Annotated in this window: 18 protein-coding genes; 9 read left to right on the top strand and 9 right to left on the bottom strand. The window is 40.1% G+C overall.

Annotated features, from left to right (window positions below; genetic code table 11):
* The first annotated feature begins 138 nt into the window (after nucleotides 1-138).
* From BUW93_RS02345 to rlmB, 3 genes are all read left to right on the top strand, one after another.
* Complete coding sequence (locus tag BUW93_RS02345; protein ID WP_081208819.1) at nucleotides 139-3357, top strand: SusC/RagA family TonB-linked outer membrane protein; 3219 nt, start codon at nucleotides 139-141, stop codon at nucleotides 3355-3357.
* A 13-nt stretch (nucleotides 3358-3370) separates the two neighbouring features.
* Entirely contained in the window at nucleotides 3371-4786 is a 1416-nt protein-coding gene (locus BUW93_RS02340; RefSeq protein WP_081208817.1) for a SusD/RagB family nutrient-binding outer membrane lipoprotein, read from the top strand.
* A gap of 86 nt (nucleotides 4787-4872) precedes the next feature.
* Nucleotides 4873-5607, top strand: coding sequence for a 23S rRNA (guanosine(2251)-2'-O)-methyltransferase RlmB (rlmB, locus tag BUW93_RS02335; protein WP_081208815.1), 735 nt, complete (start codon nucleotides 4873-4875; stop codon nucleotides 5605-5607).
* A gap of 9 nt (nucleotides 5608-5616) precedes the next feature.
* On the opposite strand, the gene BUW93_RS02330 is transcribed toward rlmB, so the two are convergent.
* Nucleotides 5617-6378, bottom strand: a complete 762-nt coding sequence (locus tag BUW93_RS02330; protein WP_081208813.1) for a rhomboid family intramembrane serine protease — start codon at nucleotides 6376-6378, stop codon at nucleotides 5617-5619.
* A gap of 86 nt (nucleotides 6379-6464) precedes the next feature.
* On the opposite strand from BUW93_RS02330, the gene BUW93_RS02325 reads away from it, so the two are divergent.
* Nucleotides 6465-7739 (top strand): replication-associated recombination protein A, encoded by a 1275-nt coding sequence (locus BUW93_RS02325; protein ID WP_081208811.1) that lies wholly within the window; start codon nucleotides 6465-6467, stop codon nucleotides 7737-7739.
* Here BUW93_RS02325 and BUW93_RS02320 read toward each other — a convergent pair.
* The 8 genes from BUW93_RS02320 to BUW93_RS02285 all read right to left on the bottom strand — a co-directional run bounded on the left by BUW93_RS02320 (nucleotide 7736) and on the right by BUW93_RS02285 (nucleotide 15213).
* A complete protein-coding gene (locus tag BUW93_RS02320) occupies nucleotides 7736-8584 on the bottom strand; it encodes a hypothetical protein (protein WP_081208809.1) in 849 nt (282 codons plus the stop codon). The two genes, BUW93_RS02325 and BUW93_RS02320, sit on opposite strands and share 4 nt — an antisense overlap.
* 11 nt (nucleotides 8585-8595) lie before the next feature.
* A complete protein-coding gene (locus BUW93_RS02315) occupies nucleotides 8596-10005 on the bottom strand; it encodes a DUF5723 family protein (RefSeq protein ID WP_081208807.1) in 1410 nt (469 codons plus the stop codon).
* Between the two features lie 2 nt (nucleotides 10006-10007).
* Entirely contained in the window at nucleotides 10008-10490 is a 483-nt protein-coding gene (locus tag BUW93_RS02310; RefSeq protein WP_232778297.1) for a hypothetical protein, read from the bottom strand.
* Nucleotides 10491-10613: 123 nt separating this feature from the next.
* Nucleotides 10614-11303 (bottom strand): YjjG family noncanonical pyrimidine nucleotidase, encoded by a 690-nt coding sequence (locus tag BUW93_RS02305; protein WP_081208803.1) that lies wholly within the window; start codon nucleotides 11301-11303, stop codon nucleotides 10614-10616.
* Nucleotides 11290-12579 (bottom strand): polysaccharide deacetylase family protein, encoded by a 1290-nt coding sequence (locus BUW93_RS02300; RefSeq protein ID WP_081208801.1) that lies wholly within the window; start codon nucleotides 12577-12579, stop codon nucleotides 11290-11292. Before BUW93_RS02300 ends, BUW93_RS02305 begins: the two co-directional genes overlap by 14 nt.
* 9 nt (nucleotides 12580-12588) lie before the next feature.
* Entirely contained in the window at nucleotides 12589-13290 is a 702-nt protein-coding gene (gene radC / locus BUW93_RS02295) for a RadC family protein (RefSeq protein ID WP_081208799.1), read from the bottom strand.
* A gap of 70 nt (nucleotides 13291-13360) precedes the next feature.
* On the bottom strand, nucleotides 13361-14281 hold the full coding sequence (locus BUW93_RS02290; protein ID WP_081208797.1) for a Mur ligase family protein: 921 nt from the start codon (nucleotides 14279-14281) through the stop codon (nucleotides 13361-13363).
* A gap of 53 nt (nucleotides 14282-14334) precedes the next feature.
* The gene (locus tag BUW93_RS02285) at nucleotides 14335-15213 is read right to left on the bottom strand and encodes a tetratricopeptide repeat protein (RefSeq protein WP_081208795.1); all 879 of its coding nucleotides are present in this window, start codon (nucleotides 15211-15213) and stop codon (nucleotides 14335-14337) included.
* A 198-nt stretch (nucleotides 15214-15411) separates the two neighbouring features.
* Between BUW93_RS02285 and BUW93_RS02280 the strand changes: the two genes are divergently transcribed.
* The 5 genes from BUW93_RS02280 (at nucleotide 15412) to BUW93_RS02260 (ending at nucleotide 25446) form a co-directional block, all read left to right on the top strand.
* On the top strand, nucleotides 15412-20505 hold the full coding sequence (locus BUW93_RS02280; protein WP_081208793.1) for a gliding motility-associated C-terminal domain-containing protein: 5094 nt from the start codon (nucleotides 15412-15414) through the stop codon (nucleotides 20503-20505).
* A 25-nt stretch (nucleotides 20506-20530) separates the two neighbouring features.
* Nucleotides 20531-21472, top strand: coding sequence for a PorP/SprF family type IX secretion system membrane protein (locus BUW93_RS02275; protein ID WP_081208791.1), 942 nt, complete (start codon nucleotides 20531-20533; stop codon nucleotides 21470-21472).
* 12 nt (nucleotides 21473-21484) lie between these two features.
* Nucleotides 21485-23164, top strand: a complete 1680-nt coding sequence (locus BUW93_RS02270; RefSeq protein WP_081208789.1) for an OmpA family protein — start codon at nucleotides 21485-21487, stop codon at nucleotides 23162-23164.
* Between the two features lie 123 nt (nucleotides 23165-23287).
* On the top strand, nucleotides 23288-23980 hold the full coding sequence (locus BUW93_RS02265) for a glycosyltransferase family 2 protein (protein ID WP_081208787.1): 693 nt from the start codon (nucleotides 23288-23290) through the stop codon (nucleotides 23978-23980).
* Nucleotides 23980-25446 (top strand): cellulose synthase family protein, encoded by a 1467-nt coding sequence (locus BUW93_RS02260; RefSeq protein WP_081208785.1) that lies wholly within the window; start codon nucleotides 23980-23982, stop codon nucleotides 25444-25446. The genes BUW93_RS02265 and BUW93_RS02260 overlap by 1 nt, the downstream gene beginning before the upstream one ends.
* Nucleotides 25447-25450: the final 4 nt, after the last annotated feature.

The following is a 25450-nucleotide window of genomic DNA, read 5'->3' as shown; positions in this document are numbered from 1 at the left end:
TCATGCACTGAAAAAGAACCTTCTAAAAGGTTTTTTTAAGAAAATACTAAGAATTCAAATCATTTTAAGAAACAAAAGCTTGTATAATTAACCATTTATTAGCACATTTGGCGTTGGCTAATTCAAACAAATTTTAAAATGAAAACAAAGTTTAGTAGTATTTTAACGCTATTACTAGCGTTTGTTGTGCAAATAACATTTGCGCAAGAACAAACGATTACCGGTACGGTGACCGATGAAGATGGTCTGCCGTTACCAGGGGTAAACGTTTTAGTGAAGGGTACCAGCGCTGGTACCCAAACAGATTTTGACGGAAATTACTCCATCACTGCCAATGAAGGCGATGTGTTGGTGTTCTCTTTCGTTGGTCTGGAAACAGCAGAGTATCCGGTAGGAAACAACACAACTATTGATGTAGTGTTAAAAGCGGATGCAGCACAACTTGAAGAGGTTGTGGTAACTGCACTGGGTATCCAAAGAGAGAAAAAATCTCTGGGGTATGCCACGCAGGAAGTAGACGGATCTGAAGTATCTGATGTACCAACCACTAACTTTATGAACTCTCTTTCTGGTAAAGTAGCAGGTCTTAAAGTTAAAAACTCTGGTACTATGGGTGGTTCTTCCGACATCGTAATTCGTGGTAATTCCTCGCTTACAGGAAATAACCAGGCTTTATTTGTAATTGACGGAACCCCTATAAGCAACGCTACGCCTAACACCAGCGATCAAAGAGGTGGTAGAGGTGGTTATGACTACGGTAATGCCGCAGCAGACATCAACCCAGATGACATCGCTTCTATGAACGTTCTTAAAGGTGCTGCAGCGACGGCTCTTTACGGTGCGCGTGCTGCGAACGGGGTAATTATTATCGAAACAAAAAAAGGTCAAAAAGGTAAAGGAATTGGTATCTCTATCAACTCTACTTTAATGACCAGCCGTGCAGACAAAGAAACACTTCCTGTTTACCAGGATCAATATGGAGCAGGATATGGACCTTATTATGCTTCTGAAGACGGGTATTTCAGTCTTTATGATGTTGATGGTGACGGTAACCTTGATGAAACAACCCCATTTACAGAAGATGCTTCTTTTGGTGCTCGTTTCGATCCTAACCGTATGATCTATCAGTGGAATTCAATTTATCCACAGTTAACCGATACTTACCAGCAAGCAACTCCCTGGGTGGCCGGAGAACACAATCCTAATGATATTTGGGAAACTGGTTCAACCGCAATTAATTCTGTGGCTTTAGACGGAGGTACCGAAAAGAGTAACTTTAGATTAGGTTTCACTAACATGTATCAGGATGGTAACCTACCTAATGCAAGAATGAAAAGAAACACTATCAAATTTAGTGCTGGTCACGACTTTACTGACGACCTAAGTGTTGGTACAAACGTTACTTATATCAAAAGTGATGGTAGAGGAAGATATGGGACAGGTTATGATTCTGAAAACCCAATGCAACAATTCCGTCAATGGTGGCAAACCAACGTAGATCTTTACGAGCAAAGGGATGCTTATTTCCAAACCGGTGAAAACATCACCTGGAACCCTAACAGCCCTTCCAACCTTTCTCCAATCTATTCAGATAACCCATACTTTACACGTTATGAAAACTACCAAACCGATACCCGTAACAGATATATTGGTAACATTAATCTAAATTATGAGATCAATGACATCTTTAGTGTATTAGGACGTTTCTCTTTTGATACTTACGATGAAATTCAGGAAGAAAGAAGAAATGTAGGAAGCTCAGGGGTATCAAGTTACTCACGTTTCAACAACCGAGTTGCAGAGTATAACTACGATGTTATCCTTAACTTCAACCACGATATCGCTACCGATCTTAACCTTGACGGTAACTTAGGATGGAACCTTAGAAGAAACCAAAATAGCTCTATAAGAGCATCCACCAATGGGGGAATTAGTGCTCCTGGTTTCTATTCTCTTGTAAATAGTGCTGGACCTCTTCTAGCTCCCGATGAATACGAGGCAACTCAAATGGTTGATGGTATTTACGGCCGGGTAGGATTAGGTTACCTTGACACTTATTTCATTGAAGGAACACTTAGAAGAGACCGTTCTTCAACCCTTCCTATTGACAACAACACTTTCTACTATCCATCTATTTCGACAAGTGTTATCCTAACCAACGCAATTAATGCCGACTGGCTTAATTTCGCCAAGTTAAGAGCTAATTATGCTGAAGTTGGTGGAGATACTACTCCATACAATGTATTTAATACTTACGCTGTTGGAGCACCTTTTGCAGGTTCTGGAGTTGCAAGTAATACATTACAATTAAATAATCTTGAGCTTAAACCTGAACGTGCAAAATCTTATGAGGTTGGTTTAGAAGCAAACTTCCTTGACAGAAGAGTTGGGTTTGACATTTCTTACTACAACACTCAAACAGAAGATCAGATTACTCCGGTGCCAATCTCATTTGCTACTGGAAGATCTCAAAAGTTATTAAACGCAGGTACTATTGAAAATAAGGGTATTGAAGTATCTTTAAACCTTAATCCAATTAGAAGTGAAGACTTCAACTGGAATATGAACATTAACTGGGCACGTAACCGTAGTGAAGTTCTTGAACTTACCGAAGGGATAGACAACCTACAATTAGCAGCCCTTCAAGGTGGTGTTTCTATTAACGCTGCCCCAGGTGAGCCTTATGGTGCTATTAGAGGTAGAGATTATGTGTATGACGACAACGGAAACCGAATCGTTAACGATGCCGGTTACTACCTGAGATCTGCAAATTCTAACGAAATCATCGGTAATATCCAGCCAGACTGGACCGGAGGTGTATCTAACACATTCCAGTACAAAAACTTAAGTCTTGACTTCCTTATCGATGTTCAAAAAGGTGGAGATATTTTCTCTCTTGATACCTGGTATGGTTTCGCAACTGGTCTTTATGACAGATCTGTTGGACCAAACGACCTTGGAAATCCAATTAGAGATGCCGTTGCCGATGGTGGTGGTGTAATTCTTGAAGGGGTAACCGAAGATGGTCAGCCAAACACAACCAGAGTTTATGCCGGTTATTATGGTACTCCATTTGGATATGCCAGAGACGCAAACAAAGGTCACGTTTACGATGCATCTTTCGTGAAGCTTAGAGAAGCTAGCCTTACTTATGCTTTTGGAGAAGAAATGATTGAAAGACTTCCTTTCACCAGAGCGTCTATTTCTGTGGTAGGAAGAAACCTTTGGATTATCCACAAGAATCTTCCTTATTCCGATCCGGAAGCAGGTCTTAGTGCAGGTAACATCCAGGGATATCAATCTGGTGCATATCCTGCATTCAAAGAAATTGGAGCAAGCGTTAAACTTAACTTTTAATTAAAATATTATCATGAAGAAAATATTAATAACATTTATTGCTCTATCAACTTTATGGTCTTGCCAGACCGATGAGCAATACGAAGATCTCAACAGAGATCCTAAAAACCCAGTTGAGGTATCAGCAGATTTTCTGTTCACTTCAGCAACGGTTAGCTTGATGGACCAAATGGCCAGTCCAAACGTAAACCTAAACATTACCAGGTTTATCGCGCAGTATCTTACTGCGACTACCTATTTGGATGAACCTAACTATGATTTAAACAACAGGAATATCCCACAAAATCACTGGGGAATTCTTTATCGTGAAGTGATTTTTGATCTTCAAAATGCTAAAGAGAATGTTGCCGCTGATCTTTCTGAATCAGATGCGGAATTATCTCAAGCTGAGAAGGATGCAAGAATAGCTCAATTAGAAGTTCTAGAGGTTTATGCATGGCAAATTCTAGTGGATAGTTTTGGGGATATTCCTTACACTGAAGCTCTGAATGCCGATGAACAAACCTTACCTGCTTATGACGATGCTGCAACAATCTATGAGGATCTAAAGAGCCGACTTAGCAATGTCACTACAGCACTGGAAGCTGCACAAGGCTTTTCATCTTCTGATAAGTTATATAACGGAGATATGGCAAAATGGTCAAAATTTGCCAATTCATTGTTGGTACGTTTAGCAGCAAGAACTGATGACTTTGCTAAAGTTGAAGAAGCTGTAGGCAAAGGAGTATTTGAATCAAACGCTGATAATGCAACAATTGAATATCAACCTTCTGCTCCAAACACCAACCCATTATGGGAAGATTTGGTACAGAGTGGACGTTCTGACTATGTTGTTGCCAACACCATCGTAGACGTTATGAACGAACTGGAAGATCCTCGTAGAATGGTATACTTCGATGACAACATCGAACCATATACCGGAGGTATCTATGGAGGAAGTAACTCTTTCCAGAGCTATACGCACATTGGCCCTCAGTTTAGAGATCCAACTCACGCAGGAATCCTTATGGATTATGCTGAAGTAAACTTCCACCTGGCTTATGCAGCTATGGAAGGTGCAGCTTTAGAAAATGACGCCCAATGGTACTACGAAGAAGGTATTACAGCTTCAATGAAATACTGGTTAGGACCAAATGTAGATGTTTCTGGATACCTATCTCAACCAGAAGTTGCCTATGATGGCACTATGGAGCAGTTAGGAACTCAATTCTGGATCGCTATGTTCGATAATCCTTTTGAAGGATGGAGTGTATGGAGAAAATTTGATGCTCCCGAGTTTAACCTTCCTGAAGATACAGGAAATCCGGTTCCACTTCGTCTTACTTATCCAGTAAACGAACAGAATCTTAACCAGGCTAACTACGAGGCCGCCTCTACCGCAATTGGAGGAGACTCTCAACAAACCCCACTTTTCTGGGATAACGAGTAGTAGTTTTTAAGTATATCAAAAGGCTGCCTTAACGGGCAGCCTTTTTTATTTGTGCCAACCAGAGATAATAACTTACCTTTGCGGTTATGGAAGAAAACACCAGGATCTTCGGCATAAGAGCCGTAATAGAAGCAATACAAAGCGGAAAGGCAATCGATAAAGTCTATGTGCAAAAAGGACTATCGGGGCCATTATTTCAGGAATTGAATCATTTACTCAATAAAGGGGAATTCAATCTCTCCTATGTACCGGTAGAAAAACTCAACAAACTTGCTAAAGGCAACCATCAGGGAGTAGTAGCTTCTATTTCACCGGTTAGTTTCCGAAGCATTGAGGAAGTAGTTGCACAGGCTTTTGAAGAAACTTCCACTCCCCTTTTTCTCTTGCTGGACCAGATTACTGATGCCAGGAATTTTGGAGCTATCATCCGTACCGCAGAATGCACCGGGGTAAATGCCATTATATTTCCCGAAAAAGGATCGGCAGCGGTAAATGCTGATACGGTAAAAACCTCAGCGGGGGCTGTTTTCAATGTGCCACTTTGCAAAGTTAACCATATTAAAGATGCTGTGTATTTTCTCCAGGCTTCAGATGTTCAGGTCGTAGCCGCAACAGAAAAAACAAATGATACCATCTATAAGGTTGACTTTAAAAAGGCGAGTGCTCTGGTAATGGGCAGTGAAGCTAAAGGAGTTTCTAATTCAATTTTGAATGCAGTAGATGTAAAGGCTAAACTCCCGATGGCCGGAAGCATTGAATCCTTAAATGTCTCAGTAGCCTGCGGAGCAATTCTATATGAAGCAGTGAGACAAAGAAGTTAGAATTGAGTATTATTCCTTGGGATCTTTCTTAGAGTTTTCCCGGTAAAAATATTTATACCGAACTGTTTCCGATTCCTTGTCCTCAATTTCCTCTACCTCGTCTTCGGGAAGATGTTCAATGAAGTTTCCATTTTCATCAAAATGCTTCATAAACCTATCGTTTTCTTCATTGTATTCAGGTTTCTCCCATTCATATCTGGGTTTCTTAGCTATATTTTTACGATATACCAACGACAGGCCAAAACCGGTGATCAAACCGGATAGATGGCCCTCCCAGGAAATACCAGGCTCAATGGGAGCCACATACCATAACATTCCGCCATAAAGAAAAACCACAATAAGAGAAAGTGCAATCAATCGAAAATATCCTGAAAAAACCCCTTTAAAAAAAAGAAAAGCAGCGAGCATATAAATCACTCCACTTGCGCCAATATGATTAGAAGGCCTACCAATACTCCAGGTTAAGAGACCTGTTATTAGCAATCCAATTAAAAGAACCTGCCAACTAATTCTCCGGTAGAAATAAAATAAAGACATCGATAGCACTAAAAGCGGTACAGAGTTATTAAATAAATGTTTAATATCCCCGTGAATGAAAGGTGAAAACAAAATTCCTCTCAGGCCTGTTATTTCTCTGGGACGTACCCCATACATATTAAGATTCACGTTGAACCTTACCTCAAACCAAAATACAAGCCAAATAAGGAGTACAAAGAGGATGGGATACCCCACCACCCTGGTAGAAAAGACAAAAGGCTCAACCTGCTTCACAATTCTTTTTTAAGCTTTTACCAACAAAAAATCAACCATATCCTTTAATAGTGACAAAGTGTTATCCAATTTACTAATTTTGTCAGATGAATGAACCATTAGCAGAAAGATTACGCCCAAAAAATCTGGATGAATATCTTAGTCAGCAGCATCTGGTAGGTCCAAAAGGCGCTTTGAGACAACAGATAAAGTCTGGAAACATTCCTTCTCTTATTCTCTGGGGCCCTCCCGGAGTGGGAAAAACTACCCTGGCCAACATTATAGCCAACGAAACCGACCGGCCTTTTTATACGCTTAGCGCAATTAGCAGTGGAGTAAAAGATGTGCGGGAGGTAATTGAAAAAGCCAAAAAAAGCGATGGTTTATTCACCACAAAAAATCCTATTCTCTTTATAGATGAAATTCATCGTTTCAGCAAATCTCAACAGGATTCCCTATTAGGCGCTGTGGAAAAAGGATGGGTCACTTTAATAGGAGCTACTACTGAAAATCCCAGTTTCGAGGTGATCTCTGCACTTTTATCCCGTTGCCAGGTTTATATTCTGAAAGCTTTTTCTGAAGAAGATTTAACAGCCCTGCTTTACCGGGCAATGAAAGATGATAAACACATCGCCTCCAGAGAAGTTAAATTAAAAGAGACCGAAGCTTTAATACGCCTAAGCGGTGGTGATGCAAGAAAACTTCTTAATCTATTTGAGATTCTTACTAATGCTACAGAAAAAGGTACCGAAATAACCAATGAGTTGGTCCTGGAAAAAGTTCAGCAGAACACGGTTCTTTATGATAAAGCAGGAGAACAGCATTATGATATAGTTTCAGCATTCATAAAATCGATAAGAGGAAGTGATCCCAACGGGGCCGTTTACTGGCTTGCCAGAATGATTGAAGGGGGCGAGGATGTAAAATTCATCGCCAGAAGATTGCTTATCCTTGCCAGTGAAGATATTGGGAATGCTAATCCGACAGCACTGGTAATCGCAAATAACACCTTTCAGGCTGTAAGCACTATCGGCTTCCCAGAGAGTCGCATCATCCTTAGCCAATGCGCGACATATCTGGCAAGCTCACCAAAAAGTAACGCTGCATATATGGCCATTAATCAGGCACAGGCGTTGGTGAAAAAAACCGGGAATCTCTCGGTCCCCTTAGCCATTAGAAATGCCCCAACCAAATTGATGAAGGATATTGGCTACGGAAAGGATTATAAATACGCCCACAATTACGAAAACAATTTTACCGAAACAGAATTTCTCCCGGAAGAAATAAAGGGTACGCAATTATACGACCCGGGGAACAACTCACGGGAAAACGCTCAACGGGAATTTTTAAGGAAACGCTGGAAAACGAAATATAATTATTAGTCTTTTGTAGCGCTGTAAATTGTTTTTACCGAAACTCCTTTCCCGGCATCGAAATGTTCTACCACAAGATCGCCATTCTCAGAAAATGAGGCAATCCCCTGTTTGGTTACCGAATTATAGATAAAACTACCGCCTTCCTGTGAACGAATAAGCAAAGCGAAGGGTTCGCTCGTGCCTCTTTGATATAGGGCGTAACCATTTTCGTTCTTCTCAAGTTGAAAATAGGTTCCATCTTTTTCGAAGGTAAGGGTTCCGGGCTCATTCTCCCCCACAGTTGGTTCGCTGGGAATAACTCTTACAGGTTCTTCTGGTCTTTCAGGGGCAGTTTTTTCTCCCTGTGGAATTTCAGCAGCAACTCTGGCCACTTTTTCCGCCTTTGGAGGCTCTGCGGTAACAATAGCTGCAGGTGGGCCATCTGCTTCGAAACTATAATTCAAAGCTTCCACCGATTCGAAAGCATTTCTCAAAGCTTCATGCCAGGCCTTTTTATAATCTTTTTCCCTGCTCGTTCCTTCTTCAGAAGTGAAAATTAGTTTTCCTTGACAATCCTCGAGGGTAATTTTCATTCGGGTTGTAAAAAGACCGGAATCTTCCTTAACATTCGCATTAAGACCGAGACAATTATCGCGCTGCAGATCTTCAGGGCGGTTTTCCCTATTCATTAAAGTTTCAAATCCTTCTCTTTCAAAAAGAAATTTCAGCAAGGCATTTAGCTGATACTGGTTTTTCTCCTTAGAAAATTCAAAGCTTTCAGGAATAATTACGTATTTATAATTATTAAGATTTTGAGCTTTCAGACCTGAAAAACTCAAAAGTATAAGAAGCAAAAAAAGTAATTTTTTCATAGTATTTTATTTTAAAGATCCTTAAAGACCATTTGCATGCCTAATTGGACCGAGGTACTCCTGGCCTTTGCCAGGTTACGAAACCCCAGTAAATTATTGGCTGCAAGATAGAGATTAAATTTATTAAAAGTAATAGAATACATCAGGCCGATATTAGCGAGAGAATAATCATCTAAAGTATGTGCAATCCTAAAACGCTGCTTTTCGGTGAGTTTTTTATCCCAGTAAGTTGTAAAGGCATATACAAAGCCGCGGGGGCGCAATACCCCTGCCAGGTTCATCCCAATCTGGTTCATATATCTAACCTTATTAACCGTTAAGTAATTACAGGGAAGGAAAGCCTGGCCAAATCCATATTCTATAGCAAGATTAAATTTCGCCGGGCGCCAGGTAACATAGGGAGTGTTATAGGTTCTATCAATAAGGTTTTTGTCCACCTCATCCTCAAACTCATCCCAATAGGGAATCGCCCGTCCGGTTTCATCTAATTCAGGGAAAAGCGGCTCCAAACCATCGGTTTGATAGGAACCATAGTAGTGATAATTTTCGACATCTTCACGCTGGAACATCACCCCTATATCCTGTACAGAAGCCGTGGCCACGAACTGTTCATTGACCAGGTAGCTTAAGCCAAGATCCATTCCCACACCAATATTCCCACCAAAAAAGGAGCGCTTTAGCAACTCGGCCGTCCCCTCCTCCACGGTCATCCCTTCTTCTTCATTTAATGAAGCAAAGCCCGATGTATTCACCCGAACATTCATATTTTCAACGGTATGTCTATATTTATTAGGACCCTGTGGTGTGGTTACCGTGGTAAAAGTGCCGGTATTTCCGGTACTTTCAGCATTAAATATTCCTGAATACAGCTTTCCCCTAACCCCAACGGTGAGCCGTTTATCGAAACGGTGATTGAGCCCAAGGTGGTAAACCGTCATGATTTCCCCGGTGAAAGCCGCCTGGGAAAAATCAAAGACATCATTGATGTAGTTGGCATTTCCTTCATTTACGAGTATGGCCAGGTCTTTTGGAAAATAGGAGAAGAAATCAAGTTCCTGATAAATCCCGGTTGAGAGATAATTTCTTTTGTCCAGTTGCCAGCCCAGGGAAATGATTTCTACTTGCTCATTAGCGGTAAAATGGTCGTAGGAAGTCATGCTATGCATCGCCGCCCTTATTCGGGTATTAATATTAGTGCCATCATTTTTGAAAATATCGTGCAGGCTAACTCCACTGGTCCCCGCTGAAAGGTGTATTTGTGAGAAAAACGGCAGACCTACGTGCCCTATGAAATCTATTTGAGCTCCTGGATTTAGCAACAAACTTTGTGGAAGATCATCAACATTATACAGCAGGGGTTTATTTTGTGCCGATAGCACTGAAAAACAAAACAAGAATGTGATGAGGGGCCAGCATCGCATATTTAAAAATCAAACTTAAATAATCCGGTGGAAGCGAATTCCAGTTCTCCCTTAAATTCTTCTGAATTAGGATGAGCTTCCAGTTCGACTACCATTTGAATCGAATTTCGGATCAAATTTATACGGTTCTCCTCAATGACTTCAGTATATTCTGTCTCTACAGGATTGTTTAAACTACCAGGAGCCACTTCATACCGGATCAAAATCTGCTCTCTTCCAGCATTAGAAAGAAATTTGATTGTATGAGAAAAACGCTGCGGAAAAGTATTGATATGCCTGAAGTAAAATTCCACCTCAGTTAGATCCTTTTGAATGTAATCGTCGTCAAGAAATTCCAGGCGAACCGTATCGCGAATTACCGGCTGAAAAACATTGTTCTTAGATTGGTAAAAATAATCTTCACTAATATTATAAATAAGCAAGTCTACATCAATATCGGGGCTTAGACTAATTTCCTCTGCCTGGTCCAGATCAATATCCTTCACACACCCGGTTAGAACCATACAAAATGCAAGGCACAGGAGAAATTTATTTGTTACCGGAATTAAAGACATTAGCATTCGTTATGGAGGGCACTCCCTCCTAACGAAATTAACAAACAATTATTACTAAAGATAATCTCTTAGTTCATTTAACGTTTGAATTTGTCTTACATCGATTTTTTCTTTCTTGCGGTAATAATCAAAATAAATGCTGCTCATCCCAAAGTCCTGTGCGCCTTTTATATCGGCTATAAGATTATCACCTACCATAAGGCTTTTAGAAGGTAGGGCGCTGGCTTTATTTAAGGCAGTTTCGAAGATGAGGGAATGAGGTTTTTTTACACCGGCTTCTTCTGAAGTGGTTACGGTAGCAAAATATTTACTAATGCCAGAATTATGAAGCTTTTTATGCTGAACTTCTTCAAACCCATTGGTGATAATATGAAGCTGATAATTAGCTTTAAGGTAATTAAGTATTTCCACACTTCCGTCGAGCAAATGATTGTTCTCGGGTAAAAATTCTATATATTCTACCGATAGTTCTTCAATGGTTCTGTCTGAAGTTTCCATTTTCAGCAGTTCAAAACTATCTTTCAGTCGTCCAATCCGCAAATCTTCCTTACTCACCCGGTTATCCCGGTATAATTCCCAGTATTTGTAATTCACCGGCACATATACCTCAAGAAAATCTTCAATCCTTATAGAAATTTTTCTTTTGCTGAACATCTGCTCAAAGGCAAGGGCAGAATTTCTATCGAAATCCCAAAGGGTATGATCAAGATCAAAATAAATATGTTCTATATCATTTAATTTCATGAATCTGTTTTAGAAAGGAATAATATAATTCTTTATCTGAATAATCAGAAAAATCCTGATTTTTAAATATCGCATTAAAATTTCCTGCTACCGATTTTACGTCCTGCATTATTTTAGCGATTTCACTTTTCATTTTTCCGGTTGACTCCTTTTCCAGCACATTTGAATTTAAAACATAAGGATGAATTTTTAAAGGCGTAGTGACTTCGGTATTGATATCGTAGAACAAAAACGGGGTACATGTACCGGCTCTAAAACCGTAAGCTTCTGGATAGCCCATAGAATAATCGTCGGGAATTTCCAGTTCGGTTAAGTTATTATAATGTTCAGGGAGACTGAGGTTATATTTGCTATTCAAAACAGCTTGCAGGGGGGAGTGCACAATTTCTTCCAGCCTGAGTTTTTCCTTTCTTAGAGTCTTGATGTTCCCCAACGCATAATATCCCAGTAGTAAACCAACTTTGGTATAATCTGCCACATATTTAATAACCGATCTATGCGGCATCCTGTTAGGATTAATATTGCGGTCATGAACCGTAAAATCACTAAGCTGAAACAAAAACATCAACTTTAAATTGTGTTGTTTTATAAGTAGAATTAGGTCTTCAAAAATATTGAAGGGATCTTTTTTGAGCCTCAGTAAAACCTGTATCCTATCCAGGACCTTCCCGAACTGAAGTTTTACAAGGTCCATTAACATCCCAACAAGGCTTCTTACAAAGCCCTTATTCCGGTAGCTAAAGGCATGTTCTACTGCAATAATACTTTGTACAGAAAAATTACGATTCTTCTCTTGTAGATCGGGGAAGCGTTGCTTCAGAACTTCGCGGAATTTATAGGCCCAAATGTCTACCACAGGCTTTTGAAGAAAACCTTCTTGCTCTGCCAGACTTTCAGAAGCTGGGAAACGCCCGTATTCGTCCTTAACGTGGGGCAAATATTCTTCATATCTGCTCAGTAAATAAAAGGAAGCGGCAAAAATGTCAAAAGGCAGGTCACTTTTCTCAGTAGCCGGAAAAAAACAAATACTTTCTCCCCAGGGCTGCACTTTTATCTCTACTTCAGAAAGTCCCTGCTCCATCAACAAACCGGTATTCTGTATAAAAAGTTCATTTCCAAGGGCCTGTTTTCCGTAGGAAAGCTTCATGCCATCATGCGCTATGAATTCTTCTATTTTTGAAGTAAACCTTATAGAAATCCCCAGCATATTTGTGCAAATATGCTTAAAAATATAGATGATTCGGGGGGTGATTTTCTGGGTATAAATTAATAGCATTCCTGGGTTTTAGAGCACACCTTCATCGGCAAAGCTAAAATAGGAGTTTTCGGTTACAATTACATGATCCAGCACTTTAATATCCAGACTTTGGGCTGCAGTCTTTAATTTTCTAGTGAGTTGTTTATCGGGTTCACTGGCCAGGAGCGTACCAGAAGGATGGTTATGCACCAGAATAAGCGATGTAGCCGAGAGTTCCAGGGCTTTTTTTAGTGTTAAACGAACATCTACTAAAGTGCCGGTTATTCCGCCTTTACTAAGTTGAAGCTGTTCAATTACTTTATTGGAGTTATTTAAATAAATAATCCAAAATTCTTCGTGTGGAAGTTCTCCAATTACCGGTTGCATCAGTTCAAAAACTGAAGCGCTCGAGCTTATTTTTTTTCGTTCCAGAGCTTCTTCGATGCGGCGACGGCGACCCAGTTCTAAGGCTGCGATTATACTTACGGCTTTTGCAGGCCCTACGCCCTTAAATTTACAAAGCTGTTGTACCGAAAGCTTTCCCAATTCGCTTAAATTATTTTTTCCCGAGGCAAGAATGCGTTTGCTTAGTTGCACAGCACTTTCGTTAGGACTGCCCGAACCGATAAGAATAGCAATTAACTCAGCATCACTAAGGCTTAATTTGCCTTTTTGAAGTAATTTTTCCCGGGGACGATCGTCCTCGGCCCATTGCTTAATGCTGAAATTTATTCGCTGTTCGTTTTCCATCGCCTGTTAAAGATAAAAAATACTTTTAAATCCCTAACGAAAAGACTGAAATTGAATTACTTAAGATTTACTATCGAACAGCAGCCTTAAAATCGATGATCGCTTCATAGAAATCATCTTCATCAATGCCCATATGCTGGCATATCCATTTTGCCCCGGCGAGATTATTCATATTATGTTCTCCGGAAATCTCCAGTGGCATTTCCCCTTCTGGAGTATCCAGAATAAAAGTATCATCTTCTATATGATATTCCGGAATGGAGTATGGATGTTTCCTGATTGGATTTTCGGTATTTTCAGCGAGTTCTTTTACCTTTTCGTCCGCTTCGTTATAAACCAGGATTCCGCCATTTACTATGGAATTAATAAAAACCTTAAACTGATCTACATAATTCTCTAAAGTTGAAAAATCATTAATATTCTCTCTGGCAATTCCGCTGAGAAGGGCAATATTGGGCTGGTAAAGGTGAAATTTAGGTCGATGATCAATCGAGGAGACAAAAGTTTCATCACCTTCAATCACAATAAAATCATTTTCTTTAGTAAGGTTCAAGGTGTTATCAAAACCCGAAACCTGTGTCTCAAGCATATAATCCACCTCTTTCCCGTGATACTGCATCACATGATGAACCATGGCGGTGAGCGTGTTCTTACTTTGACTCCCTGCGATAACCACCCGGGTTTTATCCCGTGTTACTTCAAACAAAAGCTGGGAATAGGAATATATATTTAAACCGAGTTCCTCAGCAAGTTTTAATTCGGGGTTATCGGCTTGGACTTTTTCTCCAAGAACTACGGCATCTAAATTTGTATCTATCTTTTCCGGAAACCAGCCTAATTCTTTGGGATAAAGCTGGTGTTTTTCCAGAGCCATCTTCGAGGGGCCGGAAATAGCATCATCGCTTCCGTTAATTTGATATCCTATATTCTGTAGGGCAATGGCAAGTTTGTGCATTGCACTCCCACCAATCGCGATAAAGTGCAGGTTCATAAAGCTGAAATTTTCTGCAAATATACTATTTAAGCCTGAAGAATAAGGGGAATTTACATTTGAAGAATACGCATCTTTTCTTTTTCAGCCTCAGGAAAAATAAGCTTATAATCAATAGCCAGGTTGATATTTTTAAGAGCTTCTGACCTGTTATTTTGAGAAGCCTTAATACGGGCCAGGTGCAAATAAGCAAAGGCCGGGGATTTAAGATCTTTGTATCCGTAATTTGCAATATATCTTTCAAGAAATTCTGAAGCCTCGTCGGGAGAAATATTTAGAACCGCCGCTCTTTCCCCTAATTCAAAATTGACCTGATTTCTGGTGATCAAATCAGGATTATTTACCGCAACTTTAATAGCTCTCTCAATTTCCTCCTGAAGCGCTTCCGGCTCCTCCTCAATTTTAAAGATATGTGCTTTGGCCAGATGAGCATCTATCTTATTGATATCCTCCAGCTCCTGTACGTATTCCATTGCCGGGTTTTTTCCTCCCCCAATAATAGAAGGTATTTGCATATAAAACTCTACCAGAGCGCGTCTAACCTCGGCATGTTGAGGATCAAGTTCGGCCGCGGTTAACAAAGATTTCTTTAACTCATTAACCAATAGGGCTGCCTGGAATTTGGAGCCTTCGAGGGCTTTCATCCCAAGTGCACCTCCTAATTTAAAATGGTATTCGGCCGAATCTGGTTTTCTATCAACTAGCTCACGGTAATATTCAATAGCTATATCCCAATTCTTATTAAAACTGGCGATATCGCCTAAATAATCGATGGCTTCTTCTTTATCCTCATATTCAGAGAAAACAATTTTTGCTTGCTGAATTTTACCATTTTCAAGCAACTCAACACCCTCCTCAAAAGTATTTTGAGCCTGGGCCAAAGGGGCAACTACGATGAATGCAATAAAAAATCCTATAAAAAACCTACCCATATATTAAAATTTTCTTAATTTTAGTACAATATTGAAATAATTTGAAGTCCCGAAAATCTAACAACTTCATAAAACGACCTATAAATGCTAATTATTGTTAAACTAGCATACAATAAGAGGGCCAATGTTAAAAATAATTTTAATATTTGTGCTACTTAAATCAGATTAAATCTAATATTTAAAATTAACACCTAGCCTATGCAAAATTTTACTTTTGGGAGGGAGGGAACAAATTGGTTCCTTTTCGCCTTTATTATGTTAATTGGAACCTTGCCCTCGTTTGGGCAAGACTGCGCCACGGTAACAGATGAGGATAATGTTGAACCTGGAAATCAACAGACCTTATGCTACCTATCTACAGTTGCTGATATTCAGTATTCTGGCGGCACTGATCCCGCAATTTTCCAGACAGATGATTCTGTAAATGACACCCAGCCAATTCCTGATGATGAAATATTGGCGACTGACACTTATTATGTAGGGTCTACTTCAGAAAATTGCGACAGAGTTGCCGTTGAGGTAACCGTAAATAGCCAAGATCGACCTCTGAACCTTATCACAAACTCCAGAGTATCTGGTTTTGAGTTTACCACCTGTGCATCAGAAGGTTTTAGTGCCGGAGATCTGGAAGGCCTTTTTGTAAATGATACTGGATACGATCTTGAAGTTTACGAATCCGAATTTGGTGAGACACCCTATACAGGCCCGCTTACTGCTGGTGAAAGCTACTTTGTGGGACAGGTTTATACCAGCACAACAGGTAGCGGTTGTCCATCTTTAAGAACTGCGGTAAGATTCAACCCAACCAGTATAGAGGGTCCTACTGCCACTTCACCTCAGGCTTTATGTGAGGGAGCAACGGTAGCTGACCTAGAGGCCACTGGAACTTATGAAAACACCCAGGCAATTAGATGGTATCGTTCTCTAAATGCGAATGAACCTTTATCAGAAAACACTGAATTAATCAACGGTCAAACTTACTATGCTGCTCAGGTAGTAAATGATAGTGATAGCCCTTTGCCTCCTTGTGAAACCCCTTCTGGACTTGATTCCGAAGATAATCCTTTCAGAACCCCTGTTACAGTAACCGTAATCACCTTCGATGCAGGTCCTGACAGTTTAGGCAATACCATTTGTAAGGCAGATCTTGATGCACGTATTGATGATCCTAGTGAAACCGCAAATGAAATTTTATTAAGTTTTATAGATGAAATTGATTTTGAATACGAAAACGTTTCTTTTGATCCAACACCTCAAGAGATTTATAATGATTACCAAGGTGATTTTTATCAAACTTTTACAACTACAGCTACTTTTGTAACACAAGAAGGTTGTGAAGATGATATAGTAATTGAATTTGAGGTTTTGGAAAGTTATGATGCTGGAGAAGATAACACTGAAGGCAATGAGGTGTGCCTTTCAACTGATGTGACAGAGCAGGAAGTGGAAGATTACCTAACCTCATTGCTAAGTGAAGATGTAGATGAAGGGACTTTCTCTAATATCACACAAATCACCGGAGATATTCAAGATGGATCAGAAGGACCTTTTAATTCTACTTACACCGCAGGGACTGGAAGTTGCTCAGATACGGCTGAATTTGAATTCACAGTATTAGAAAGCCCAAACTTACAACAATACGCTCTTGAATCTGGAGTTACTGACGTTCCTTTATGTAATGCAGAAATCCCTGGCTTAGTTAATAGTGTACCTCAGGATGTGATTGACCTTTATATGGAACTAATTCCGGGAGCACCAACTGGCGGAACTTTTACCAATATGACGATAAACGAAATCGTTTCGGCATATAACCAGAATAACTTCCAAACATTTGAGACAACTTATACAGTGGCTCTGGATAATGGGTGTTCAGATTCTATAGTCTTAAGTTATACTATAATTGAAGGTGAAACTGCCAATGCTGGTTCCTTTGATAATATCGAAGACTTTTGTACTAATGAAGAACCTATTGAACTTACTAGTTTAACTAACACTGATTCAAATGCCACTGAAGGCGGAACTTTTTCGGGAACAGGAGTAAGTGAAAATATGTTTGATCCTTCTACTGCCGGACCTGGAACTCATGATATCACCTATACCGTAGATGAATCTATTTTCTGTGTTGAAGGTTCTGAAGAAACTACATTCACCATTGAGGTTATTCAGGGGCCAAATGCCGGTGTGGATATTGAGGAATCAATCTGTATTTCTGAAGTAGCTACATTTGTAGAAAATTACAATCCCCAAAATCCTGAAGCAACCCTTCTTGAAGTATTCGAATATTTCAACTGGGATGGAGATATCGATGGTACTTTTAATCCTGATGTAAATATTTTGGCTGGTCAATTAGCAGCTTATTATGGGAATACTGAGAGAGGTCCTTCATTATTATTAGAAGGCACCTACACAGTAGGAGATCCTCAGGATTTTTGTGGAACTGATGTTTCAAACTTCAGCATCACCATCAATGACACACAGGATGCTAATGCTGGCACTATTCCAAACCAGGAAGTTTGTGTGGGAGATGAGATGGTAGATTTAAATGACTTCCTTATTGGTACTGATGCCATGACCGGCGGAACATTTACTGGACAGGGAGTTGAAGGTAATATGTTCGATCCTTCAATTGGAGTAAATGAAGAAGATGGTTATACCATTACTTATACTGTAAATGATTCGGCAGATTGTGTAACCGAAGGCGATTCTGATTTTACAACCTTCCAGATTTTTGTTCTTGAAGGCAGAGAATTAGGAGATCCAATTACAGCTAGCCTCTGTGTTTCTGATTTGCAGCCAACTTATAACCTGTCTACAATCACAAACTATTTTGCTAGTTTAATTCCAAACTATAGCTCAAATGGAACTTTTGAGCCATCAATGGAAGAAATTAGAGATCAGTACAATAATGCGGAGTCTAAAATTGGTGAGTATCAAACTACCTATACTTTAGGAACCGGAGATTGTGAAGATTCAGTTCTTGTAACTGTAAATGTTCAGGGTGAAATTAAGGCAGAAGCCGGAGACGATTTTTCCACTACTTTCTGCTCCAATGAAGAAGACAAAAACTTATTCTCTTTCTTAAGTGACGATGCAAATCCTGATGGTTATTTCGAAGGATATGAGGATGGAAACTTTAGCCCATCTGAACTGGGAGCAGGTACATATAATTTCAATTATGTGGTTGATCCATCAAATGCCTGTGTTGAAGACACTGATACTGCAGCATTCAGCATTGAGGTTTTTGAAGCTCCATTTGCAGGAGATGATTTTTCAGAAACGCTTTGCATCACTGAAGCCGCAGAAATGATCGAAGACCCACAAGCAGCCATCGATTGGTTTAATTCTATCGTAGATGTTGAAGGAGTAGATCAGGATGGTGATTTTGATCCGGCACTTTTAAGCCTGGCAGCGGATGTATACGCATATGTTCAAGCACCAGATTCGCCAAGCGCCACTTTTGAAACCACTTATACAGTGACCAATGAAAACTGTGCAGATTCAGCTACTATTTCCCTGACTATCAACAATCTTGAGGAAGCAGAAGCGGGTGAGGATGTTGAATTGACATTCTGTGTTTCACAAGGTGATTTCGATCTCAGAGACTACCTAAGCGAGGATGCTAATCCAAATGGCTACTTCGAAGACTTTGATGGAACAATTAATACTTCTGAATTAGGAGAAGGAGTTTTCACTTACACCTATGTAGTTGATGAAACTGTTGATTGTGTGACCGGAGACGAATCAGTTGAATTCACAGTTAATATTATCGGAGACCTAAATGCAGGAGCCGACAAGTCTACTTCCATTTGTAATGCAAACATTGAAAATGGAATGTTCCCTAATTCTACTTCTGTTAGAGATTACTATTTGAATATGCTTGATGAAGGAGTTTCCAGAGATGGTACTTTCAGCCCAAGTATCCAGGAATTAGTTAACTGGTATAATAATGAAAGTGAAATCGGTGATTTTACTACTACATATACCATTAGCGAGGGTGAATGTTCTGATTCAGCAGAATTAACTGTAACCGTTTACGAATCAATTCCTGCTGAAATCGACCCGATCGATGATGTAACGCTTTGTTCCATAGATGACGATCAGGACCTGTTCTTTTTCTTACCTGAAGGTGCCGATACCAACGGTTACTTCGAAGGTTATGAGGACGGAATGTTCAGTCCTTCTACCACTGGTGCTGGAGAATTTGAAGTAACGTATACTTTAGATGAAACCTCCCCATGTGTTACAGGAGAAGCTTCAGCTACTTTCACTATAACAGTTTTAGAAACAGTAACTGCAGGGGAAGATATGACTGCAAACTTCTGTACTACAGACGGAGAACAAGACCTATATAATTTCCTTGCTGCAGAGGCTTCAGCAGAAGGTGAATTCACTTACAATGATGAAGTTCTAGTAGACGGAATGTTCGATGCCAGCGCAATGGGTGCAGGATCTTACGATGTGACCTACACCGTTGAGCCAATCAACGAATGTGGCGTAGCAACTTCAACCCTAACCATTACTGTAAACGAAGTACCAGACGCTCCGGCAGCTCCTGAATTGGATGCTTTCTGTGCGATCGAAATGGCGACAGGTGCCGACCTGCCAATGGCAGAAGGACAAACCTGGTATGCTGATGATGAACTTACCACTATGGTGATGGACGAGGATATGCTGGTTGACGGTGCTTACTACTTAACTGTTACTTCTGAAAACGGATGTGAATCTGAAGCTACTGAAGTTACAGTAACTGTTAATGATTCACCGGCACCAACAATTAGCTCAACAAACCTTGAGTTCTGTGATGCCGATAATCCTACTATTGCCGATCTTAATGCGGAAATCGTAGAAAGTGGTGAAATCACCTGGTATGATTCAGAAGATGGTACCAACGCACTGGGAACTTCTACTACCTTAACTTCAGGAACTTACTATGCTACGCTAACCGGAGAAACTGGTTGTGAAAGCACAGAAAGACTTGTAGTAACTGTATCTGTAGAGAATTGTCCTATCGTTTATCCTGAGATAATCACACCAAACAATGACGCTAAAAACGATACTTTCATTATTAAAAATATCACTAATGAGTATCCAAACTATTCTATTGAGATCTTTAACCGATGGGGTAATGTAATTTACAAAGGGAATGCTTCCACTCCTGCTTGGGATGGAACTTCTAACCAATCTGGTTCCTTTGGAGACGATGTGTTACCTGTAGGTGTATACTTCTACGTGATTGATTTTAACGATGGAAGCACTGAACCAAAACAAGGTAAAGTTTACTTGAGTAGATAATCAAAAGGATAAACACTAGAAAGAAATGAAAATAACTATAACAAAATATCTAATATTCACAGGCATTATCCTTTTTTCTATAAAAGGTATGTCTCAGCAAGACCCAATGTTCACTCAGTATATGTATAATATGAGTGTCATTAACCCGGGCTATGCTACCGATGATCCAGGGATGTTAAACCTTGGTGGTATTTACAGATCTCAATGGCAGGATGTTGAGGGTGCGCCAAGCACCTTCAGCTTCTTCGCTCATACTCCCGTAAGTGAACGGGTAGAACTTGGCCTAACCGTAGTACACGATGAGATTGGTGGAATTGTAAAAGAAAACAATATCACCGCCGATTTCGCTTATGTTCTACCAGCAGGAGAATCCAGCAAGATCTCATTTGGTATTAAAGGTGGATTATCTACCTATGATGCCAACCTAACCGGTCTTAATGTAGTGGATCCGGGAGATCGTGCTATACAAAACGTAAATGAAGTATTTCCTGTTTTTGGAGTTGGAGCATTTTGGTTTGGAGACAACTATTACTTAGGTGCCTCTGCCCCAAACCTCTTTACTTCAAAATACATCGAAAACGAACAAGGCCTTCGAGCCTTGGGTAAAGAAGAAATACACTACTACCTCACTGGTGGATACGTATTTGATATCAGCCAGGATGTACGCTTAAAGCCTGCATTTATGGCTAGAGCGGTACAAGGTGCACCTTTAGCGGTAGATGTTACTGCCAATGTTCTTCTTTATGACAGACTGGAAGCAGGAATCGGGTACAGGTTTAACGAAACCATTACAGGACTGGTGAACTTCAAGATCACCCCTGCCTTAAGGGTTGGTTATGCCTACGATCATTTTACTTCAGATTTTCTGGGGTATAATGTGGGAGGAACCCACGAGGTTATGTTATTATGGGACATCGACCTCTTCGGCCTTACAAAAGGATACGACAAATCACCTAGATTCTTCTAAAAACAGCAAGACATGAAAAATATATATAGTACACTTTTATTATTACTGATAAGCATCACTGCCTTTGGGCAGAGCTCCCAGATAAAAGAAGGCGATAAGCTTTTTGCTCAAAGGGCTCTTATTGATGCGGCAGAAGCTTATGAGCAGGTTGTAGATAAAAATCAGGAGGTTTTACAAAACCTTGGAGATGCCTATTTCTATACCAATCAAATGGAAGATGCAGTTGCGACTTATCGAGTGCTTTTCCTGAGACACGAGGCTGAAGTTGCTCCTGAATACCGTTTCAGGTTTGCTCACGCTCTAAGAGGGGTAGGTGAACACGAAGAAGCCGATGAGCACATGAGTGAATTCACTGGAAACGATGTTAATTTTGACGAATTTCAGAGAGAACTCGATACTATCGTGCCTCACGTTTACACCACAGATCAGGTCATGAATAATAGTGCTGCTGCAGATTTCGGTATAGCTTATATGGGAGACCGTATAGTTTTCGCTTCTACCAGAAATCAGGAGCGTCCTATTTATCCGTGGAATAAAAAGCCAACTCTAGACCTTTACAGCGCTGAGATGACTGACGAAGGTGAATTAGTTGATATCCTTCTATTTTCTGACGAGATCAACACCGATTCCCACGAGAGCTCTGCAACCTTTAACCAGGATGCCGATGTTATGTACTTTGATCGTACCAGCGAAAAAAGAGTTAAAAACGAAGAAGGTGTTAGAGTAGCGCACATTAAACTTTACCGAGCTGAACTTATAGATGGAACCTGGACCAACATTGAAGCTCTTCCATTTACCAGCGATGAGTACTCTACAGAGCACCCAAGCCTTAATGCCGATGGAAGTAAGCTTTACTTTGCCAGTGATATGCCAGGCTCTGAAGGTTCTTTCGATATCTATGTAGTAGATATTAATGAAGATGGGACTTATGGAACACCACAAAATCTTGGAACAGGAGTTAATACTCCGCAGCGTGAGCAATTTCCATACATTAGTGAAGAGAATGTTCTTTATTTCGCTTCAGATGGACACCAGGGATATGGAAACCTGGATGTTTTCAGAAGTGAAGGAGATTTCTCTGAAGCTCAAAACCTTGGAGCTAGCGTAAACTCAAATCGTGATGACTTTGCCTTCGTAATTAAAGAAGGCGACGAAGAAGGTTATTTTGCCTCTAACCGAAGAGGGACAGACAACCTTTACCTTTTCAACCGCGAAGATTATGAGCCTCCGGTAGTTGAATTCGACGACAGGGAGACTAACGTAGAAACGGGAAGACAACAACTAAGAGATGTTGGAAATATTTACTTTGATTTCGACAAAGCGACTATCAAAGAAGAGTCTAAACCAACTCTTAATAAAGTTGTAGATATTATGAACAAATATCCTTCCATCAATATTGAGATAGGTTCTCACGCTGATGCCAGAGGTTCCGATCAATATAATATGGGACTTTCTGAAAGACGTGCAGCTTCAACCCTGGAATATCTTGTTGAAAACGGAATTGACCGTAGCAGATTAACTTCTAAAGGATATGGCGAAAGCAAGCCGCTTAACGATTGTACTCAACCTACAGGTTGTACTAACGAGCAGTATGCTGTAAACCGTAGAAGTGAATTCACCATTATAGAATCTAACGGAGAAACCCAGGAAACCGAAATGGATGAAGAAGAAACTATGGAGGAAGAAAATTAATTCCAACTTAGAGTACTAACTAACCAACCTTTAAAAGCCCCGGTATTTCCGGGGCTTTTTTATTTTCTATTTTTTAGGGGAAACCCCAGGTCAAACTTATATTTGCCCCATAGAAATAGACCTATGGCCCAAATTATAAAAGTCATCATCCCTGCCTATAACGAAGAAGCTTCCATAGGAAAAGTCGTTGCTGAAATTCCAGAAATCGTTCAGGAAGTCATCGTGGTGAGTAACAATTCTACCGATGACACAAAGAAAAATGCCCGTGCTGCCGGGGCCACGGTACTATCAGAAAAAAGAAAAGGTTATGGCTATGCCTGCCTTAAAGGGATGGATTACATCGCAAAACAGGATCCCAAACCAAATATTATTGTTTTTCTAGATGGAGATTACAGTGATTATCCTGAAGAACTAACTAAAATTGTGACTCCTATTATAGAAAGGGATGTTGACCTTGTAATCGGGACAAGGTTGAAGGAACTTCGGGAAAAAGGTTCCATGACCGGCCCACAGATCTTCGGAAATTGGCTTGCCACCTCCTTGATGAAACTGTTTTTCGGTGCAAGGTTTACAGACCTGGGACCTTTTAGAGCGATTAAGTATGAGAAATTACTCGCCCTCCAAATGGAGGATAAAACCTACGGCTGGACCGTAGAAATGCAATTGAAAGCGCTTAAAAAAAACCTCACCTACACTGAAGTACCCGTGAATTATAAAAACCGCATTGGCACCTCAAAAGTTTCCGGCACCGTGAAAGGTGCTATCTTTGCAGGAGTAAAGATCCTGGGCTGGATCCTTAAATACAGTTTTAAATAATGGATTTGGCAATTCTCATATTATATTCCCTCGCTTTACTAATTATTTTCATCTACAGCCTTTCCCAGCTCCAATTATTACTGAATTACCTAAAAGCCAAAAAACAAGCCGATACGGCTAAGAAATTTGACCTCAGCGATAGAACCCAAATCCCACAAGTAACCATACAGTTACCGCTTTATAATGAGCTTTACGTTGTGAAGCGCCTGCTGGATAATATTTCCGCAATTGAATACCAAAAAGACAGGCTGGAGATACAGGTCCTGGACGATTCTACCGATGAATCGGTAGCCTTGATCGCTGAAAGAGTTTCCGTTTTAAAAGAGGCAGGTTTTGACATCAAACATATACGCAGGGAGTCCAGAACGGGATTTAAGGCTGGAGCCCTAAGAGAAGGGCTTAAGATTGCCAAAGGTGAGCTTATCGCTATTTTCGATTCTGATTTTTTACCGAAAAAAGACTGGCTTTTGCAAACTGTCCCCTACTTTAAAGATACTGAAATTGGTGTGGTGCAAACCCGATGGGCCCATATCAATAGAGATTATTCCTGGTTAACTAAAATTCAGGCCTTTGCGCTCGATTTTCATTTTATTTTGGAACAAACAGGAAGGAATTTCGGTAGACATTTTATCAATTTTAATGGTACGGCGGGCATCTGGCGCAAAGAATGTATTCTGGATGCTGGCAACTGGAGCGGTGATACTCTAACCGAAGATCTCGACTTAAGTTACCGCGCCCAACTCAAAAAGTGGAAGTTCAAATACCTGGAGGATGTTGAAACCCCGGCCGAGCTCCCGGTGGCAATTAGTGCTGCAAAATCCCAGCAATTTCGCTGGAATAAAGGGGCAGCCGAAAACTTTAAAAAAAATTACAGAAAACTACTAAGAGACAAATCGGTTCCCTTTAGCACAAAATTCCACGGATTCTTCCATTTGCTTAATTCCAGTATGTTTTTAATCGTACTGCTACTGGCAATTTTAAGCGTACCGATTTTATATATAAAAAGTCAGCATGCACAATTAGGTTGGTATTTTAACTGGCTGGGAGTTTTTCTACTTAGTACAATCATTTTTTTCTTATGCTATTTTGTGGCCTGGAAGAGGGTTCAGGGAAGCGGCTTTAAAAGCTTTCTGAAATTTACAGGAATGTTTTTTAGTTTTTTCTCGGTGGTAATGGGATTTTCCCTTCATAATTCTATTGCCGTGCTGGAAGGCCATTTTGGGAAAAAATCTGAATTTATCAGAACGCCAAAATTCAATATTAATTCAACGAACCAGAATTGGAGAAAAAATAAATATCTAAGCCAAACGCTAAGTCCGCAATTACTTTTGGAATTTGGGCTTTGGCTTTATTTTGGATTTGGGCTTTACAGCGCTTTTTTACTGAAGGATTTTAGCCTGGCTATTTTCCATTTGATGCTTTTTATTGGTTTTGGTTTTGTGGTTTTTAAAACAATTCGAACTTAGTTTT

It is taken from the genome of Salegentibacter sediminis (assembly GCF_002078605.1).
Taxonomy (GTDB): Bacteria; Bacteroidota; Bacteroidia; order Flavobacteriales; family Flavobacteriaceae; genus Salegentibacter; species Salegentibacter sediminis.
This window is presented reverse-complemented; position numbering and strand designations above follow the sequence as displayed.

Bases quoted from the DNA above. Each gene is read 5' to 3' on its own strand.
- BUW93_RS02315 (WP_081208807.1), bottom strand. From the start codon at position 10,005: ATGCGATGCTGGCCCCTCATCACATTCTTGTTTTGTTTTTCAGTGCTA.
- BUW93_RS02340 (WP_081208817.1), top strand. From the start codon at position 3,371: ATGAAGAAAATATTAATAACATTTATTGCTCTATCAACTTTATGGTCT.
- BUW93_RS02265 (WP_081208787.1), top strand. From the start codon at position 23,288: ATGGCCCAAATTATAAAAGTCATCATCCCTGCCTATAACGAAGAAGCT.
- BUW93_RS02300 (WP_081208801.1), bottom strand. From the start codon at position 12,579: ATGCTATTAATTTATACCCAGAAAATCACCCCCCGAATCATCTATATT.
- BUW93_RS02280 (WP_081208793.1), top strand. From the start codon at position 15,412: ATGCAAAATTTTACTTTTGGGAGGGAGGGAACAAATTGGTTCCTTTTC.
- BUW93_RS02285 (WP_081208795.1), bottom strand. From the start codon at position 15,213: ATGGGTAGGTTTTTTATAGGATTTTTTATTGCATTCATCGTAGTTGCC.
- BUW93_RS02290 (WP_081208797.1), bottom strand. From the start codon at position 14,281: ATGAACCTGCACTTTATCGCGATTGGTGGGAGTGCAATGCACAAACTT.
- BUW93_RS02275 (WP_081208791.1), top strand. From the start codon at position 20,531: ATGAAAATAACTATAACAAAATATCTAATATTCACAGGCATTATCCTT.
- BUW93_RS02325 (WP_081208811.1), top strand. From the start codon at position 6,465: ATGAATGAACCATTAGCAGAAAGATTACGCCCAAAAAATCTGGATGAA.
- BUW93_RS02260 (WP_081208785.1), top strand. From the start codon at position 23,980: ATGGATTTGGCAATTCTCATATTATATTCCCTCGCTTTACTAATTATT.
- BUW93_RS02305 (WP_081208803.1), bottom strand. From the start codon at position 11,303: ATGAAATTAAATGATATAGAACATATTTATTTTGATCTTGATCATACC.
- BUW93_RS02345 (WP_081208819.1), top strand. From the start codon at position 139: ATGAAAACAAAGTTTAGTAGTATTTTAACGCTATTACTAGCGTTTGTT.
- radC (WP_081208799.1), bottom strand. From the start codon at position 13,290: ATGGAAAACGAACAGCGAATAAATTTCAGCATTAAGCAATGGGCCGAG.
- BUW93_RS02270 (WP_081208789.1), top strand. From the start codon at position 21,485: ATGAAAAATATATATAGTACACTTTTATTATTACTGATAAGCATCACT.
- rlmB (WP_081208815.1), top strand. From the start codon at position 4,873: ATGGAAGAAAACACCAGGATCTTCGGCATAAGAGCCGTAATAGAAGCA.
- BUW93_RS02320 (WP_081208809.1), bottom strand. From the start codon at position 8,584: ATGAAAAAATTACTTTTTTTGCTTCTTATACTTTTGAGTTTTTCAGGT.